Raw genomic sequence first — 17,975 nt, 5'->3', positions numbered from 1 at the left:
GTTGAGACGGGTATGAGAGGCTCCAATCAACGGAGCCTCTTATGAACAAGATCACCCCTCAACCCGGCATTATGGACATCGCGCTCTATCAGGGCGGCCAGTCGCATGTGGCCGGGGTCGAGCATGTGATCAAGCTGAGTTCGAACGAGAACCCGTTCGGCCCCAGCCCCAAGGCGATCGAGGCGGCGCGCGACAGCGTTGCGACCTTACATCGTTATCCCAGCACCGACCACGCGCCCCTGAGGGGAGCCATCGGTGCGCGCCACGGGCTGGACCCGGCGCGTCTTGTCTGCGGTGTGGGCAGCGACGAGGTGCTGCAATTCATCGCTCAGGCCTATGCCGGGCCGGGGGATGAGGTCATCTATACCGAGCATGGGTTTTCGATGTATCCGATCATCGCCCGCATGGCCGGTGCGACGCCGGTGATGGTGTCCGAGCGGGACCGGCATGTCGACGTGGATAACATCTTGGCCGAAGTCACTGGGCAAACCCGGATCGTGTTCGTCACCAATCCGGGCAACCCGACCTCGACCATGATCCCCGAAGCGGAACTGGCGCGGTTGGCCGAAGCGCTGCCGCAGAGCTGTCTGATGGTGATCGACGGGGCCTATGCCGAGTTCGTCGACGGGTTCGACGGTGGTGCATCTCTGGTGGACCGGTTCGAGAACGTGATCATGACCCGAACCTTCTCGAAGGTCTACGGTCTGGGCGGGATGCGCGTCGGCTGGGGTTATGCCGCGCAGTCGATCATCGATGTGCTGAACCGAGTGCGTCAGCCGTTCAACTTGTCTCTAACCGCGTTGGCGGCGGCTGAAGCGGCGGTAAATGACGTGGAGTTCCTGACCTTTTGTCAGGCAGAAAACGCCCGTCTGCGGGCGTGGTTGTCTGAGGAACTGGCCAAGGTCGGCGTGCCGTCTGATGCCTCCTACACCAACTTCATCCTTGCCCGGTTTGCGGATCAGGTCGAGGCTGAGGCCTGTGACGATTACCTGAAAACTCAAGGTCTGATCGTGCGCCGTGTCGCGGGGTACAACCTTCCCAACGCCCTGCGGATCACTGTGGGTGATGAAAACGCCTGCCGTCGCGTCGTTGCGGCCATCACCGCGTTCAAAGGAGATGCCGCATGAGCCAGGTTTACGACCGCGTCGCGCTGATCGGCCTGGGTCTGATCGCATCTTCCATGTTCTGGGCTATCAAACGTTCAGGTCTTGCGGGCGAGGTCACCGGCTATGCCCGGTCCGAGGCGACGCGCGAAACAGCACGCCGGATCGGCTTGTGTGACCGCGTTTGCGACACCGCGCGCGAAGCGGTCGAAGGCGCGGATCTGGTGGTTTTGTGCGTCCCCGTCGGCGCGATGGAGGCCGTGGCCGCAGATATCGCCCCGGTCCTGAAACCCGGCGCGACGGTGACGGATGTGGGCTCGGTCAAGCGGCACGTGATTCAGGCCGTGTCCCCGCATATCCCCGAAGGTGTGCATTTCGTTCCCGCACACCCGCTGGCCGGAACCGAGCATTCCGGCCCCGAGGCCGGTTTCGCCGAGCTCTTTGACAATCGCTGGTGCCTGTTGGTGCCGGTCGAAGGCTCGTACCCGGATGCCATCGCCCGCCTGCGCGCGCTGTGGGAGGGCATGGGCGCAAATGTCGACGAGATGGATGCGGACCACCACGATCTGGTTCTGGCAGTCACGTCCCACGCGCCTCACCTGATTGCCTATACGATGGTCGGTGTCGCCGATGACCTACGCCGTGTGACCGATACCGAGGTCATCAAGTATTCCGCCGCCGGTTTCCGGGATTTCACCCGGATCGCGGCCTCGGACCCGACCATGTGGCGCGATGTTTTCCTGACCAACAAGGATGCGACGCTGGAAATCCTCGGACGCTTTACCGAGGAGCTTTTCGCTCTGCAACGTGCTATCCGTACCGGCGATGGTGAACATTTGTTCGACTATTTCACCCGCACACGCGCTATCCGGCGTGGGATCATCGACGCGGGGCAGGATACGGATGCGCCGGACTTTGGACGAGGTAAAGCAAACCCATGAGATGCGGCTGGAGGTTTCTGTTGATTGGATGCGCTGCAGTCAGCGCCACATGGTCCTACGCGGCGCCTCCGGAACGGTCACTGGTTCCCGTCACACGACCCTCGGAAGCCCCAGTGCTGGCCTTTGCCAGTCCGATCCCTGTCGATATTCGCCCTAAATTGCGGCCCGAGACGCAAATCGTTCTGGCCGCAGCCGCTCCCCTGGCTGATGAGTCGGTGTTAGAAGAATCCGTACCAGTCCGACCGCATTTGCGACCGAAAGCGCTGGAATTGGAAGTGTTGTTCAAGAAACGCAAGCTGCGCAAAACCTCGGTGTGTGGGGATATCGAAATCCAGGGCAAACCTGTTGGAAGCGTGCCGGGCAAGATCAAGGCGTGCGGCATCAACGACGCGGTTCAGGTCACCTCGGTTTCGGGAGTTGCGCTCAGCCGTCCCTCCACGATGGATTGCGGCACGGCCATTGCGCTGAACAAGTGGGTCGACAAATCGGTCAAGCCCACCTTCAAGCGCCGTGGTCCAGTGGTCGAACTTCAGGTCGCCGCGCACTATGCCTGCCGCACTCGGAACAACCGCAAAGGTGCGCGCATTTCTGAACACGGCAAGGGCCGGGCGATTGACATCTCGGGCTTCAAAATGGCGGACGGAGAGGTTGTGACCGTCCTCAACGGCTGGCGCAAGAACCCGTCAAAGCGGCAGTTGACCAAGGTGTGGCGCGGGGCGTGTGGGCCGTTTGGCACTGTGTTGGGACCAAACTCGGATCGGTATCACCGGGATCATTTCCACCTGGACACGGCGCGCCACCGCAGCGGTCCGTACTGCCGTTAACGCAGGATCAGGCGTGGGGCCGGTCCAAGGGGCAGGGGCCCGAGCGCCACAAATCCATCGCGGAAGTTCAGTTGCAGGTCCAGGGCGTTGGGATTGCCGCCCAATCCAGCCATGAAGTTGAGCGCACGGGTTACCGGATCGACGGCCTTGTCGGGCAGAGCACCTGCCGCGTTGGCCATTGCGATCATATCACGCCAGTTCTCAGCTTTGATCGCAATCTCACCGCTTGGAATGCCTTGCTGATCGACATCCAGTTCTCCGGCCGCGAACAGGCGCAGTTCACCCCATTTCATCTCGGCCAAGCGTAGATCGATCTTCACTGGCTGTGGTCTGCTTTCTTCCAGAGACGAACGATCCCATGCTTTGTCAAAAGTGGCGGTCAAATCCAGCTCCAGCGTTTCGAACGACTGCGGCAGGGTCGTGGCCGAGCGCATCAGTTCGCGCAGGTCGTCTCCGGGGGTAAAGCCGTCTATCCGGGCACCGATCACATAGGCCTCGGGTGTAGGCGTTTGTTCCATTACAAGGGCAAGCGTGTCGCCACCGGCCAGCGAGACGGTATCGTCAGTGATTGACCAAGGCCCGGCGGTCAGCGCCATTTTCTCCAGCACCAATGCAACACCAGGCTGCAATTGCAGCTCAGCTTGCAGGTCGCGGGCTAAAATGGTGGCCGTCTGGTCGTAGTAGGACAAGCGCTGCGGCGTGTCGGCAAAACGCAGCACCTGCCGACCGGGCCAGATTGCGGGGCTTTGGAATTCGATCCAGTCGGCGCTCCACGCTGTGCCGTTGACCGGATCGGCCAGCGCGGGACTGTTCAGGCGGGTCATGTGGTGGAACGGGTATCCGGCCGTCTCAACGTCGGAAAAGTCGGCTTGCCAGCCCTGTTCCTGTTGCTTGTCGAACCATGTCGTAATCGCATTGCGCAACCCGAAACCGGCGATGAACCAATATGCGCTCCACGCGACAATGATGAAAATGATAACCCGCACCAGACCGCGCATGACAGATGGCCCTTTTTCCCGCCTCGGAATTGATGTTTATAGGCGCAAACGGGCAAGGACCAGTGCTATGACGATGTGGGTATTCGGATATGGATCGCTGCTGTGGAACCCGGGCTTTCCGGTGGCCCGCAGCGAACACGCCACGCTGCATGGATATGCCCGATCTTTTTGCATGAGCTCGATCCACCACCGCGGCACCGAGGATCATCCCGGTCTTGTTCTGGCTCTGGACGAACAGGTCGATGCTCATTGCAAGGGCCTGGCCCTGGCGGTCGAAGCTGGCCATGAAGAGCGTACTCTCCACGAACTGCGCGAACGCGAGCTGATCTCATCAGCCTATGTCGAGAAAATGCTGGATGTGAATTTGGACAACGGCGAAGTGGTCAATGCCGTGACTTACGTGATCGACGCCGACCATGTGCAATATTGCGGTGGTATGCCATTGGAAGAACAGGCCCAGATCATCGCTCATGCGGTTGGCGGACGCGGCCCAAACACCGAATACCTCTATAATACTGCAGAGCATCTGGCCGAGATCGACCTGCGCGACCCCGATCTTGAGTGGTTGGCGCAACGGGTCCGATCCATCACTGCATAAACCCTTGGCGTCACGCGCGGGTTTTCGTTAGGTTTTGCACAGAGCAGGCAAAATTCAGGAACTACGCGCATGGCGCAGGCACATCCGGGCGCGAGACCGCATTTCTCGCAACCCATTCGTCAGATCGTCACGATGCTGGTCGCGATCGCCTTGGCCGGGTTTGGGGTCTTCATGGCGCTGCCCTACGTTATGCCCGTGGTGTTGGCCAACCCTTACCTGAATGGTTTCATCATACTGGTCTTCGTTATCGGCGTGTTTGCCTGTTTCTATCAGGTGACACAGCTGATTGGGTCGGTTCGCTGGATCGAGGCTTTTGTTGGCGGTGTCGTCGGTGAAGACGCGCGGACACCGCAGTTGCTGGCACCGCTGGCCTCCCTGTTGCGCGAAAGGGGCGCGCGGTCGCAGATCAGCTCCACCTCGACACGTTCTATTCTGGATTCGGTGGCCGAGCGGGTCGAGGAAGAGCGCGAGATCACCCGATATATCACCAACGTTCTGATTTACCTTGGTCTTTTGGGTACTTTTTTCGGTCTGGCTACCACCGTACCGGCCATCGTCGACACCATCCGAAGCCTCAATCCGCAAGAGGGCGAAGAGGGACTGGCCGTATTCAACCGACTGATGGTCGGGCTGGAATCTCAACTGCAGGGTATGGGCGTGGCCTTTGGATCGTCACTGCTGGGTCTGGCCGGGTCGCTGATCGTTGGCCTGCTGGAACTGTTTGCGGGCCACGGACAGAACCGGTTCTACCGCGAGCTTGAGGAATGGCTGTCCTCGATCACCCGCGTTGGCTTTGCTGGAAGTGACGAGGGCGGGGCTGAACTGGCCGTTCTGACCCCGGTTCTGGACGCAATGTCCGAGCAAATGAACGCCCTGCAGGATCTGTTTGCCGCGCAGGAGGCGGACCGTGCGGCCGTGTCGTCAAGATTGGGTCAGTTGGCGGACTCCATTGGCGAGATGAACCAGCGTCAATCCGATAACGATGGCGTGACCGCTGCGCTGGAACGGGTGGCGCTGGGACAGGACGCATTGTTGGATCATATGCGTGAGCAGGGCGCAGGTGAGGGGATCGATGCGGAAAGCCGGATGCGCTTGCGTTCGATGGACGTCCAACTGCTGCGTATTCTCGAAGAGATTTCAGCTGGTCGCCAGGAAAGCATGAGCGAACTTCGTAAGGATATCGAACTGTTGGTCAAAGCCCTGACACTGCCCCGAGGCGCCGTTCGCTCCGCTCCGGAAGGGGAGTAACCTATGGCTCTCTCTCGCCGCACTGGTCAGCGTTTTCAGGGCTCGGTCTGGCCCGGTTTCGTGGACGCGATCACCGGGCTGCTGATGGTGCTGACTTTTGTGCTGACCATCTTCATGGTGGTGCAGTTCGTGCTGCGCGAAACCATTTCCGGGCAAGAGGATGAATTGACCGCTCTGTCGGACGAGATCGAGGCACTGGCCGGGGCGCTGGGTCTTGAGGAACGCGAAAACAGCCGGTTGCAGGCGCGGCTGGGGGTGTTGAACTCAACGCTTTCTCAGGTTGAAAGTGAGCTGGTCCAGGCGCAGATAAGTCTGACGGATTTTGAAGATCAGGTCGCGGCTCTGTTGCTGGAACAGGAGCAGTCACAGGGTGAAATCGCCGAATTGCAAGACGAGCGTGAGGCGTTGAATTTGGCGTTGGCACAAAGCCGGGCCGAGATCGACGAACAAACCGAGGCTGCCCGTCTGGCCGCCGCGCAACGCGAAGCGCTTGAGGCTTTGGTGGCTGATCTGGAGCAAAGTGATGCAGTACAGACAAGTCGTATTTCGGAGCTTGAAGAACAGCTTACCACCGAAGAGGCCGCCAAGTTGGCCGAAGCCGCCGCCGCTGAAAACTTGCGTAACCGCCTGCAGAATGCAGATGCCGAGTTGACGGCCATGACCCTGGCGTTGGAGGCGCAGCGTAAAGAAGCAGAAGACACGTTGACCCTGCTGGGAGCAGCCCAAGCCGCAAAGGCCGAACTGGAACGGCAGTTTGGCGAATTGAACGCCGAGGATCTGCGGGCCAGACTGGAAGCAGCCCTTGTCGCACAAACCGATGCAGAGACTGAGGCGCAGGAACAACGAACATTGGCCGAGGAACGCGCGGCCCTGTTAGCCGTAGCGCGCGATACGCTGTCCAGCGAACAGGCGATCTCGGAAAAAGCGCAACGTGAAACTGCCTTGTTGAATCAACAGATGGCGGCGCTTCGCGAGCAATTGGGTGGATTGCAGGCGCTGCTCGATGACTACGAAGAACGCAATGCCGCTGCCGATATTCGTATTCAATCGCTTGGGCAGGATCTGAACGCGGCTCTGGCGCGCGCGGCCTCGGAAGAACGCCGCCGCCGTCTGCTGGAAGAAGCCGAACGTATCCGGCTTGAAGCCGAGGCTGAAGACCTCGCAGCACAGGCCAAGGACCTACAGCGCTATCGCTCTGAGTTCTTTGGTCGCTTACGCGATGTGCTGGGCGACGAGGAAGGTGTACGAATCGAGGGAGACCGTTTCGTGTTCTCGTCCGAGGTGTTGTTTGACACTGGCTCGGCCATCTTGTCTCCGGTCGGTCAGCGGGAGGTCGCCAAAGTTGCCGCTATCCTGCGCAGCGTGGCGGCCGAGATTCCCGAAGGCCTGAACTGGGTGATCCGGGTGGATGGTCACACAGATAACGTGCCTTTGGCGGGGACGGGGCGATACCGTGACAACTGGGAACTTAGTCAGGGTCGGGCGTTATCGGTGGTGCGTTATATGGTTGAAGCGTTGGGTATTCCCCCAAACCGTCTGGCGGCCAACGGTTTTGGTGAATTCCAACCCGTCAACCCGGCCGATACCCCTGAAGCCCGCGCACAGAACCGCCGGATCGAATTGAAGCTGACCGAGCGTTGAGCGTGTTGGTTGGCCGTATCGTTCGCTATCTAACCCACCCGCAGGTTCAGATTGATCCAGCCGTCGACATACCTGATTGGTCACTGAACGACGTCGGGCGCTCACGCGTGTCCAGGCTAGCAGATAGTCCGGGCGTTTTGCGTGGAACGACCCGGATCATCAGCAGTCAAGAAACCAAGGCGATTGAAACAGCCCGGCCGTTGGCGGCCGCTTTGGGGTTGGAACTCGAAATGCGCCACGACATGCATGAGAATGATCGCAGCGCAACGGGTTTCCTGCCACCAGAAGAGTTCGAGGGTGTCGCAGATCAGTTCTTCGCCCATCCAAACGCAAGTGTACGCGGTTGGGAGACAGCCTCAGCTGCGCAGGATCGGATTGTCAGGGCAGTGAAGTCCTGTTTGTCAGAGCATGGTGAGGGGGACATTTTGTTCGTCGGACACGGCGGGGTTGGCACTTTGTTGTTTTGTGCATTGGCTCAGCTGCCAATAGATCGAAGATATGATCAGGGGCCCGGGGGTGGTGGCAACTGGTTTCAATTCAGTACCGACGATATGAAACCACTTCATGGTTGGCGAAGTATCGAGGAACTGGCCGCCTCTTAATTCGATGCGACTTCGGTGTTTGGCAGTCTGGTTCTCCAAAAAAAAGAAAAGCCCGCCGGATTAGTGGCGGGCTTTTGTGTTGTCGAAAGTGTGAGCTTTAGTCTGCTGTCAGTAGCGGAGGTTTGTCACCTGGAATGCGCGGCTGATCAGGGCCGAAGATTTCCAGATTCAACTCACCCTTCTTGACTGAGACTTGCACCACACCGCCCTTGGCCAGCTTGCCGAACAGCAATTCCTCGGCCAAAGGCTTCTTGATGTGTTCCTGGATCACGCGGCCCAACGGACGCGCACCCATCTTGTCATCATAGCCCTTGTCGGCCAGCCATTCGGCGGCTTTGGGCGTTAGGTCGATTGTCACGTTGCGGTCTAGCAATTGCGCCTCAAGCTGTAGCACAAACTTCTCGACCACTTGCAGAATGACCTCTTTCGGCAGCGGTGCAAAGGAGATCACGGCATCCAGACGGTTGCGGAATTCCGGCGTGAACATACGCTCGATCGCGGCGGTATCTTCGCCTTCGCGACGGTCACGGGCAAAGCCGATGGCAGCCTTAGCCTGTTCCTGCGCACCCGCGTTCGAGGTCATGATCAGAACCACGTTGCGGAAGTTTACCGTGCGACCGTTGTGATCGGTCAGCTCACCATGGTCCATCACCTGCAACAGGATATTGAACACGTCTGGGTGCGCTTTCTCGATCTCATCCAGCAGCAACACGCAATGCGGGTGCTGGTCAACGCCGTCGGTCAGCAGACCGCCCTGATCGAACCCAACGTAACCCGGAGGCGCACCGATCAGACGGGAAACCGCGTGTTTCTCCATGTATTCGGACATGTCAAAGCGCAGCAGTTCCACACCCAGCGTGTCTGCCAGCTGTTTCGCGACCTCGGTTTTACCCACACCGGTCGGACCGGCGAACAGGTAATTGCCGATCGGCTTCTCAGGCTCGCGCAGACCGGCACGCGCCAGTTTGATCGCGCTGGAGAGCGCAACAATGGCGTCATCCTGACCGAACACCACCCGTTTCAGCGAAGCCTCAAGGTCTTTCAGAACCTCAGCATCGTCCTTGGTGACGTTTTTCGGCGGGATGCGGGCGATCTTGGCGACGACGGCCTCGATTTCCTTCACGCCGATGGTCTTGCGACGCTTGCTTTCCGCGACCAGATGCTGCGCAGCACCGGCCTCATCAATCACGTCGATGGCCTTGTCCGGCAGTTTACGGTCATTGATATAGCGCGCCGAGAGTTCCACGGCAGTCTTGATCGCGTCCGCAGTGTATTTGATCTCGTGATGCTCTTCGAAATAGGGTTTCAGACCGCGCAGGATTTTCACGCTGTCCTCGACCGAAGGCTCGTTCACATCGATCTTCTGGAACCGGCGGCTGAGCGCGCGGTCTTTTTCAAAGTGCTGACGGAACTCTTTATACGTGGTCGAGCCCATGGTGCGCAGCTTACCGCCCTGGAGGGCTGGTTTCAGCAAGTTCGACGCATCCATCGCGCCACCCGAAGTTGCACCGGCACCGATCACGGTGTGAATCTCGTCAATGAACAGCACCGCGTCAGGGTGATCTTCCAACTCGGTGACGACCGCCTTGAGCCGTTCTTCGAAATCACCGCGATAGCGTGTACCTGCCAGCAGCGCGCCCATATCCAGCGAGTAGATGGTGGTATTGGCCAGCACATCGGGTGCTTCGCCAGCCACGATCTTGTGCGCCAGCCCCTCGGCAATGGCGGTTTTGCCAACGCCCGGATCCCCCACCAACAGCGGGTTGTTCTTGCGGCGGCGGCAGAGAACCTGAATGCAGCGTTCAACCTCATCGGCGCGGCCGATCAGCGGGTCAACATCGCCTGCCCGCGATTTCGCGTTCAGATCAATGCAGTATTTCCCAAGCGCGCTTTCCTTTTGTTCGCCTTCGCCCGCGGTGGACTGAACCTCTTCCTCGACCTGATCCGCACCCGAAACCGAGCGGTTTTCGCCATAAGCCGGGTCTTTGGCCACGCCATGCGCAATGAAGTTCACCGCGTCATAGCGGGTCATATCCTGTTCCTGCAGGAAATAGGCCGCGTTGCTTTCGCGTTCGGCGAAGATAGCCACCAGTACGTTGGCGCCGGTTACTTCGTTCCGGCCCGAGCTTTGAACGTGAATCGCGGCGCGCTGGATTACGCGCTGGAAGGCCGCCGTGGGTACAGCTTCGGATCCGTCAATGTCAGTGACCAGATTGGAGAGGTCTTCGTCGATGAATTCCACCAGAGTGCTACGCAGTTCATCCAGATCGACGCTGCAGGCCTTCATGACGCGGATGGCGTCAGGCTCCTCCAACAGCGCCAGCAGCAGATGCTCCAGCGTTGCGAATTCGTGTCGCCGCTCATTCGCAGCCGCCAAGGCCGCGTGAATGGCTTGTTCTAATGTGCTCGAGAATGAAGGCACGCGGGTGCTCCTCTGTCTTGGGTCGAAAGGGGGCGGGCTTCGGCCGGACCCCCATCCAACCATGTCCTCATACTATTAGAGTTTGGTTGATCGTGGCCCGGCTTCAAGGGTTTTCTTTCTCTTGACAGTCACATTTCATGTGACCGTGGCCGTGAAGAGAGCGAAATAGGCACTAGAAGCGGTCTTTTCTAGCCCGAATCTCGGCAAAAACTTCAGCCGGGTCGGCATTTTCCATCCCCAGATGCGCCTGAATCGCCGGATCAGTGGCGCGCAGAAACGGGTTTGTGGCCTTTTCCAGCGCCAGAGTCGACGGCACCGTGGGTCGTCCTTCGGCACGAGCGCGGTCGATATCGGCCATGCGTTGCTGCAGCGCGGCGTTGTCGGGGTCGACGGTCACGGCGAATTTCGCGTTGGATTGTGTGTATTCATGCCCGGAGCAGACGATTGTTTCGTCGGGCAGGGCGGCCAATTTGCTAAGCGAGGCCCACATTTGAGACGCGGTTCCTTCGAACAGGCGGCCACAGCCAAGGGCCATCAGGCTGTCGGCGGTGAACACCACAGAGCTTTGCGGCATGTAGTAAGCAACATGCCCGACCGTGTGGCCGGAGACGTCCAGCACCTGAACCGGTTCGCCTCCGATTTCGAACGTATCGCCGTCCGAAACTTGCTGATCCAGCGGGGGCAGCCGATGGGCGTCGGCAGCAGCGCCAATAACCTTGGCGGGTTGTTTTTCCAGAATTGCGGGCAGGCCATCCACGTGATCGAAATGGTGGTGCGTCAGCAGTACATGGCTGAGGCTCCAGCCGCGCGCCTCCAACTCGGCCAGAATCGGGCCGGATTCGGGTGCGTCAACAAGGGCGGTCTGGCCACTGGCGGCGTCATGCGCCAGAAAAGCGTAGTTATCACTGAGACATGGGATGGTGACGATCTCAAGAGGCATGGCCTTTTGCCCTTTCGTTGCTAGAGTGTGCTCAGCTAAGCCGATTGACCGGGTGTCCGCAATGCATCTTGATGTGCAGGATCTGAGGAATTTTTATTACCGCAGTACATTGGGTCGGGCGGCGCAGGCGGCTATTCGGGGTCGGCTGACCGAGATATGGCCCGAAGCCAAAGGGCAAACGGTGGTGGGATTCGGGTTCTCGGTGCCCCTGTTGCGCCCTTATCTGACCGACGCCCGTCGGGTGATCGGCCTGATGCCAGGTCCGCAAGGTGTGATGCCGTGGCCTGCAGGAATGCCCAACGTATCGGTGCTGACCGAAGAAACGCTGTGGCCCGTCGAAACTGGCCACGTGGATAAGCTGGTGGTGATGCACGGGCTTGAGACCTCGAGCCGCCCCAGTGAATTGCTGGACGAATGTTGGCGCGTTCTGGGGCCGGGAGGACGTGCGTTGTTTGTCGTGCCGAACCGGGCCGGGTTGTGGTCGCGCACGGACCGCACGCCGTTCGGGTTCGGGCGCCCTTACTCAGCGTCGCAACTGGAGAGTCAGTTGAAAGAGCACCACTTCATCCACGAACGTCATTGCTCGGCCTTGTATATGCCGCCGTCGTTTCGCCGGTTCTGGCTGAAGTCCGGAAGTCTGATCGAGAAAACCGGGCAACGCTTGCCGACTGTCATGGCGGGTGGGGTTTTAATGGTTGAAGTGACCAAACACATCCGACCTCCCAGCGGTAGCGTCACAAAAGATGCCGAGCGGCGCCCCATCAAAGCGCTGGACGGGTTGCTTAAGCCCGCGTGACCGCAGAGCCGCCATGAGGGCGGAAAAACGCGGGAAAAAAGTCACAGGAATCGCAAAAACCTGCATATTCGTAACATTTTTCAACTGACCTTAGGTGTCCAAACCGTCGCACTTGGCGTAAGTATCTGAAAAGTAACGCTTTGTGGATAATTCCGTTACCGCTATAGTATATTGCTTGGTTGGTTCTGCTCTGCTACATCCCCGGTGATTTTGATCCCCGCCCTAAAAGGACGGGGTTTCCTCACGCCCCAAAGTAGCGGCCGCTACTCAAAATCGGGGCCTCAAATATCGGAAGGGTGGACGTGTCCGAACCAGCTTCGATTTCCACAGGCATCGCCGAGCGCTATGCCACAGCAATCTTTGAGATTGCAAAAGAGAACAATGACCTTGCAGGTCTGGAATCCGGCATCAACGATTTGGCAACAGCTCTGGGCGAAAGCGCCGAGCTGCGCGACCTGATCGCATCCCCGCTGGTTTCGCGTGCCGAACAGGAAGGCGCAATCACCGCAGTTGCCGACAAGATGGGCCTGCACGCGATCCTGCGCAACACGCTGGGTCTGATGGCGCAGAAACGCCGCTTGTTCGTCGTGCCGCAGTTGGTGCAGGTTCTGCGCGACATGCTGGCAGAAGAGCGTGGTGAAGTGACCGCAGATGTCGCCTCGGCCAAGACGCTGACCAAGACACAACTGGAAAAATTGTCCAAGACGCTGTCCGAGCGCGTGGGCAAGACCGTGACTATCAATGCGACCGTGGATGAAAGCCTCATCGGCGGTCTTGTTGTTAAAGTGGGCTCGAAGATGATCGATAGCTCGATCCGTTCGAAGCTCAACTCCCTACAGAATGCAATGAAAGAGGTCGGATAAATGGGAATCCAAGCTGCAGAGATTTCTGCAATCCTGAAGGACCAGATCAAGAATTTTGGTCAGGAAGCGGAAGTGGCCGAGATCGGCCGCGTGCTGAGCGTCGGTGACGGGATTGCCCGTGTATACGGCCTGGACAATGTGCAAGCCGGTGAGATGGTCGAATTCCCCGGCGGCATCATGGGCATGGCCCTGAACCTGGAAAGCGACAACGTCGGTGTCGTTATCTTCGGTTCCGACCGTGACATCAAAGAAGGTGACACTGTCAAGCGCACCAACTCGATCGTGGACGTTCCGATCGGTGACGAACTGCTGGGCCGCGTTGTTGACGGTCTGGGCAACCCGCTGGACGGCAAAGGCCCGATCAACGCGACCAAGCGTGGCGTTGCAGACGTTAAAGCCCCCGGCATCATCCCCCGTAAATCGGTTCACGAGCCGATGGCAACCGGTCTGAAATCGGTTGACGCGATGATCCCGATCGGCCGTGGCCAGCGGGAACTGATCATTGGTGACCGTCAGACCGGTAAAACCGCCGTTGCTCTGGACGCGATCCTGAACCAGAAAACCTATAACGATGCAGCCGGCGACGACGAGTCGAAGAAACTGTACTGCGTTTACGTTGCGATCGGTCAAAAGCGTTCGACCGTTGCGCAGCTGGTGAAGAAACTGGAAGAGTCCGGTGCGATTGATTATTCGATCGTTGTGGCCGCAACCGCGTCCGACCCGGCGCCGATGCAGTTCCTGGCGCCTTACGCCGCCACCGCGATGGCCGAATACTTCCGTGACAACGGCCGCCACGCACTGATCATCTATGATGACCTGTCGAAACAGGCCGTGTCCTATCGTCAGATGTCCCTGCTGCTGCGCCGCCCGCCCGGACGTGAAGCGTATCCGGGTGACGTTTTCTACCTCCACTCCCGCCTGCTGGAACGTTCGGCGAAGCTGAACGAAGACTTCGGTGCGGGCTCGCTGACCGCTCTGCCGGTTATCGAAACTCAGGGTGGTGACGTTTCGGCGTTTATTCCGACCAACGTGATCTCAATTACCGACGGTCAGATCTTCCTGGAAACCGAACTGTTCTACCAGGGCATCCGTCCCGCCGTGAACACCGGTCTGTCGGTTTCGCGTGTGGGCTCCTCGGCTCAGACCAACTCGATGAAGTCGGTTGCCGGTCCGGTTAAGCTGGAACTGGCTCAGTACCGCGAAATGGCTGCGTTTGCGCAGTTCGGTTCCGACCTTGACGCCGCGACCCAGCAGCTGCTGAACCGTGGTGCGCGTCTGACCGAGCTGATGAAACAGCCGCAGTACTCGCCGCTGACCAACGCGGAAATCGTCTGCGTCATCTTCGCGGGTACAAACGGTTACCTCGACAAGATCGATGTGTCCGATGTTGGCCGTTACGAAGCTGGCCTGCTGGCGCACCTGCGTGGCAAACACGCGGATCTGCTTCAGTGGATCACGGACGAAGATCCCAAGATCAAGGGTGACGCTTCCGACAAGATCAAGGCTGCGCTGGACGAATACGCCGCAACCTTCGCTTAAGGGAGAGGCGGGCATATGCCAAATCTTAAGGACCTTAAAAACAGGATCGAGTCGGTCAAATCGACCCGCAAGATCACCAAGGCCATGCAGATGGTCGCGGCAGCAAAACTGCGCCGCGCCCAGGAATCTGCCGAAGCCTCGCGTCCCTATGCCGAGCGGTTCAATGCCGTGATGGCGGGGCTGGCGGCTTCGGTCGGGGGTAGCGACAGCGCCCCCAAGCTGCTCCGTGGTACGGGCAGTGATGATGTCCATCTGCTGGTTGTGATGACAGCTGAACGCGGCCTCTGCGGCGGCTTCAACTCGAACATCGCCAAGCTGGCCCGTGTCAAAGCGGAAGAGCTGCGCCTGAAAGGCAAGACGGTCAAGGTTTTGACCGTTGGCAAGAAAGGCCGCGACGCTCTGAAGCGTGATTTTGGCGACATGTTCGTCGGACATGTCGACCTGAGCGAAGTCAAACGCATTGGCTACACCAACGCGCAGGACATCGCGAAGGACATCCTGTCCCGCTTTGACGGGGGCGAGTTCGACGTTGCCACGATCTTCTACTCGAAGTTCGTCAACGTTGTGACCCAGATCCCGACGGCACAGCAGATCATTCCCGCCTCGTTCGAAGACGAAGCGACGGGTGACGACAGCGGTGCCGTGTTCGACTACGAGCCCAGCGAAGAGGCCATTCTGGCCGACCTGCTGCCCAAGGGGGTTGCGACCGCGATCTTCTCGGCTTTGCTCGAAAACGGAGCGTCTGAACAGGGTGCACGGATGTCCGCGATGGACAACGCGACACGCAACGCGGGTGAGATGATCGACAAGCTGACGATCCAGTTCAACCGCTCGCGTCAGGCCGTGATCACCAACGAGCTGATTGAAATTATTTCCGGCGCCGAAGCGCTGTAAGAAAACCGGAGACGAAACATGGCGAATGCAAAAGGCAAAGTCACACAGATCATCGGGGCCGTCGTCGACGTGCACTTCGAAGATCAGCTGCCTGAAATTCTGAACGCGCTGGAAACCACCAACAACGGCAAGCGCCTGGTGTTGGAAGTTGCTCAGCACCTGGGTGAGAACACTGTCCGCACCATCGCGATGGACGCGACCGAAGGTCTTGTCCGTGGCGAAGCGGTTACCGACACCGGCGCCCCGATCTCGGTTCCAGTTGGCAACGCAACTCTGGGCCGCATCCTGAACGTTGTCGGCGAGCCGATCGACGAAAAAGGCCCGGTTGAGGCAACTGAAGCCCGCGCGATCCACCAGCCCGCACCCGAGTTCGACGAACAGTCGACCGAGTCGGAAATCCTGGTCACCGGCATCAAGGTTGTTGACCTGCTGGCCCCCTACGCTAAAGGCGGTAAGATCGGCCTGTTCGGCGGCGCCGGCGTGGGTAAAACCGTTCTGATCATGGAACTGATCAACAACATCGCAAAAGTGCACTCGGGCTTCTCGGTGTTCGCGGGTGTTGGTGAACGGACCCGTGAAGGGAACGACCTGTACCACGAGATGATCGAATCGAACGTTATTAAACCGGACAACCTGTCGGAATCGCAGGTGGCTCTGGTTTACGGTCAGATGAACGAACCTCCGGGAGCACGTGCACGTGTTGCTCTGACCGGTCTGACCCTGGCCGAGCAGTTCCGCGACCAGTCCGGTACCGACGTTCTGTTCTTCGTCGACAACATCTTCCGCTTCACGCAGGCGGGTTCCGAGGTTTCGGCTCTGCTGGGTCGTATTCCTTCGGCGGTGGGCTATCAGCCAACACTGGCGACCGACATGGGCGCCCTGCAAGAACGCATCACCTCGACCAAGTCGGGCTCGATCACCTCGGTTCAGGCGATCTACGTGCCTGCGGACGACCTTACCGACCCTGCGCCGGCAACCTCGTTTGCTCACCTGGACGCGACCACCGTTCTTAACCGTGCGATCTCGGAAAAGGGTATCTACCCGGCGGTTGACCCGCTCGACTCGACCTCGCGTCTGCTCGACCCGGCCATCGTTGGTGAAGAGCACTACAAAGTTGCGACCGACGTTCAGCAGATCCTCCAGCGCTACAAGTCGCTGCAAGACATCATCGCCATCCTTGGTATGGACGAACTGTCGGAAGAGGACAAACTGACCGTGGCCCGTGCCCGTAAGATCGAACGCTTCATGTCGCAGCCGTTCGACGTGGCTCAGGTCTTCACCGGTTCGCCGGGTGTTCAGGTTCCTCTGGATGTCACCATCTCGTCGTTCAAGGCCGTTGTGGCCGGCGAATACGATCACCTTCCCGAAGCGGCCTTCCTGATGGTTGGCGGCATCGAAGAAGTGATCGCCAAAGCGGAAAAGATGGCCGCAGAAGCCGCCTAAGGAGTATCCCTGATGGCAAACACGATGCAATTCGACCTCGTCAGCCCCGAGCGGAGCCTAGCTTCGCTTGCGGCGACGGCGGTCCAGATTCCCGGCGCGGACGGGGATATGACGGCAATGCCCGATCATGCCCCCACCATCACCACGCTGCGCCCGGGCATCCTGAAGGTCGACTCACCCGAAGGGTCCAGCGAATATCTGGTCACCGGCGGGTTTGCTCAGATCAACGGCGACGGTCTGTCGGTTTTGGCCGAAAAAGCCATTCCGGTGACCGAGGTGACCCGGTCGCATTTGGACGACCTGATCGCCGAGGCTCGTGCCTCGCACGAAGTGGCAAAGAACGGAGACGATCAGAGTATCGTCGACGACGCCGCCAAGCTGCTGGCCGATATGGAAGCCCTTGGAACGCATATGAGCCTGTAAGGTTCACTGCATTCAGAATGTCGAAAGCGGCCCTGTTCCCACAGGGCCGTTTTTTTGTCGTGATTTTGCCGAAGCCCCGAGATAAGGTCTGGGAATTCAATGACAAAGACGATGAAATGAAGACTTTTCGAACCCACCCAATTGGTATCGACCAAGGCGAAGCAGTGTTGTTTTCCGAATTTGCCGATGGCGGCGAGATGTGGACGGGCGAAGGCCCGCGCGAAAGGCGAAAACCGATCATTTTCAACCAGTCATTCCGATCTGTGCCGGTGGTTCAGATTGGCGTGTCGCTCTGGGATGTGGACACGTCCTCGGCGCTGCGTGCCGAAGTGACGGCCGAGGATATTTCACCGGAGGGCTTTACTGCTGTGTTCCGGACCTGGTCCGACACCCGCATCGCCCGGATACGGGCTGCGTGGACCGCCATCGGAGAGGTCCCTCATGAGGATGATTGGGATATTTCCTGAGGGCAGACGGCCTTTGCTTGGAAATGACCTTGCTATAGCAGCCTGCAAATTTACCATTTGATGGCGTTCACCTTAGGGCTCCATAAAAACGCTTCATTCATTAAGGCTCATTGCCAGAACCTATTGAAAGAATGGGGTCAAGGCATGTCCGACAAGTGCATGAGATTATTCACAGCATAGCTGACATTCCAGATTTTACTGATCGCAGCACATTCAGCGACCAGGCATAGGAG

Annotated in this window: 17 protein-coding genes; 14 read left to right on the top strand and 3 right to left on the bottom strand. The window is 59.0% G+C overall.

From position 1 onward, the window contains the following. Positions 1 to 41: 41 nt before the first annotated feature. The 3 genes from hisC to ACR0ER_RS18445 are packed head-to-tail and all read left to right on the top strand — an operon-like array spanning position 42 to position 2,868. Complete coding sequence (gene hisC, locus ACR0ER_RS18455) at positions 42 to 1,127, top strand: histidinol-phosphate transaminase (protein WP_480770200.1); 1,086 nt, start codon at positions 42 to 44, stop codon at positions 1,125 to 1,127. Next, the gene (locus tag ACR0ER_RS18450) at positions 1,124 to 2,044 is read left to right on the top strand and encodes a prephenate/arogenate dehydrogenase family protein (RefSeq protein ID WP_480770199.1); all 921 of its coding nucleotides are present in this window, start codon (positions 1,124 to 1,126) and stop codon (positions 2,042 to 2,044) included. The genes hisC and ACR0ER_RS18450 overlap by 4 nt, the downstream gene beginning before the upstream one ends. Then, positions 2,041 to 2,868, top strand: a complete 828-nt coding sequence (locus tag ACR0ER_RS18445) for an extensin-like domain-containing protein (protein WP_480770198.1) — start codon at positions 2,041 to 2,043, stop codon at positions 2,866 to 2,868. The genes ACR0ER_RS18450 and ACR0ER_RS18445 overlap by 4 nt, the downstream gene beginning before the upstream one ends. Here ACR0ER_RS18445 and ACR0ER_RS18440 read toward each other — a convergent pair. After that, positions 2,865 to 3,866, bottom strand: a complete 1,002-nt coding sequence (locus ACR0ER_RS18440; protein ID WP_480770197.1) for a DUF2125 domain-containing protein — start codon at positions 3,864 to 3,866, stop codon at positions 2,865 to 2,867. The genes ACR0ER_RS18445 and ACR0ER_RS18440 overlap by 4 nt on opposite strands. A 67-nt stretch (positions 3,867 to 3,933) precedes the next feature. Between ACR0ER_RS18440 and ACR0ER_RS18435 the strand changes: the two genes are divergently transcribed. From ACR0ER_RS18435 to ACR0ER_RS18420, 4 genes are all read left to right on the top strand, one after another. Continuing rightward, positions 3,934 to 4,464: a gamma-glutamylcyclotransferase gene (locus ACR0ER_RS18435; protein WP_480770196.1), complete on the top strand. Its 531-nt coding sequence runs from the start codon at positions 3,934 to 3,936 to the stop codon at positions 4,462 to 4,464. Positions 4,465 to 4,533: 69 nt separating this feature from the next. After that, positions 4,534 to 5,712, top strand: coding sequence for a biopolymer transporter ExbB (locus ACR0ER_RS18430; RefSeq protein WP_480770195.1), 1,179 nt, complete (start codon positions 4,534 to 4,536; stop codon positions 5,710 to 5,712). A 3-nt stretch (positions 5,713 to 5,715) separates the two neighbouring features. Beyond that, complete coding sequence (locus ACR0ER_RS18425; RefSeq protein WP_480770194.1) at positions 5,716 to 7,353, top strand: peptidoglycan -binding protein; 1,638 nt, start codon at positions 5,716 to 5,718, stop codon at positions 7,351 to 7,353. 2 nt (positions 7,354 to 7,355) lie between these two features. After that, a complete protein-coding gene (locus tag ACR0ER_RS18420; RefSeq protein WP_480770241.1) occupies positions 7,356 to 7,955 on the top strand; it encodes a histidine phosphatase family protein in 600 nt (199 codons plus the stop codon). Between the two features lie 97 nt (positions 7,956 to 8,052). Here ACR0ER_RS18420 and clpA read toward each other — a convergent pair whose 3' ends face one another. Both clpA and gloB read right to left on the bottom strand, forming a co-directional pair. Then, a complete protein-coding gene (clpA, locus tag ACR0ER_RS18415) occupies positions 8,053 to 10,377 on the bottom strand; it encodes an ATP-dependent Clp protease ATP-binding subunit ClpA (RefSeq protein WP_480770193.1) in 2,325 nt (774 codons plus the stop codon). A 172-nt stretch (positions 10,378 to 10,549) separates the two neighbouring features. After that, positions 10,550 to 11,317 (bottom strand): hydroxyacylglutathione hydrolase, encoded by a 768-nt coding sequence (gloB, locus tag ACR0ER_RS18410; protein ID WP_480770192.1) that lies wholly within the window; start codon positions 11,315 to 11,317, stop codon positions 10,550 to 10,552. Between the two features lie 61 nt (positions 11,318 to 11,378). On the opposite strand from gloB, the gene ACR0ER_RS18405 reads away from it, so the two are divergent. The 7 genes from ACR0ER_RS18405 (at position 11,379) to ACR0ER_RS18375 (ending at position 17,742) form a co-directional block, all read left to right on the top strand. Further along, the gene (locus tag ACR0ER_RS18405; protein ID WP_170332055.1) at positions 11,379 to 12,113 is read left to right on the top strand and encodes a class I SAM-dependent methyltransferase; all 735 of its coding nucleotides are present in this window, start codon (positions 11,379 to 11,381) and stop codon (positions 12,111 to 12,113) included. A 302-nt stretch (positions 12,114 to 12,415) separates the two neighbouring features. Then, a complete protein-coding gene (locus ACR0ER_RS18400; RefSeq protein WP_480770191.1) occupies positions 12,416 to 12,976 on the top strand; it encodes a F0F1 ATP synthase subunit delta in 561 nt (186 codons plus the stop codon). After that, the gene (atpA, locus tag ACR0ER_RS18395; RefSeq protein WP_170332051.1) at positions 12,977 to 14,515 is read left to right on the top strand and encodes a F0F1 ATP synthase subunit alpha; all 1,539 of its coding nucleotides are present in this window, start codon (positions 12,977 to 12,979) and stop codon (positions 14,513 to 14,515) included. It abuts the gene before it with no gap. Positions 14,516 to 14,530: 15 nt separating this feature from the next. After that, on the top strand, positions 14,531 to 15,409 hold the full coding sequence (locus ACR0ER_RS18390; RefSeq protein ID WP_480688900.1) for a F0F1 ATP synthase subunit gamma: 879 nt from the start codon (positions 14,531 to 14,533) through the stop codon (positions 15,407 to 15,409). Positions 15,410 to 15,427: 18 nt separating this feature from the next. Beyond that, a complete protein-coding gene (atpD, locus tag ACR0ER_RS18385; protein WP_170332047.1) occupies positions 15,428 to 16,852 on the top strand; it encodes a F0F1 ATP synthase subunit beta in 1,425 nt (474 codons plus the stop codon). A 12-nt stretch (positions 16,853 to 16,864) separates the two neighbouring features. Beyond that, the gene (locus tag ACR0ER_RS18380; RefSeq protein ID WP_475211030.1) at positions 16,865 to 17,275 is read left to right on the top strand and encodes a F0F1 ATP synthase subunit epsilon; all 411 of its coding nucleotides are present in this window, start codon (positions 16,865 to 16,867) and stop codon (positions 17,273 to 17,275) included. 116 nt (positions 17,276 to 17,391) lie between these two features. Beyond that, a complete protein-coding gene (locus ACR0ER_RS18375; RefSeq protein WP_170332043.1) occupies positions 17,392 to 17,742 on the top strand; it encodes an H-type lectin domain-containing protein in 351 nt (116 codons plus the stop codon). Positions 17,743 to 17,975 lie beyond the last annotated feature (233 nt).

The organism is Ruegeria sp. CH8, from assembly GCF_056536985.1.
This window is presented reverse-complemented; position numbering and strand designations above follow the sequence as displayed.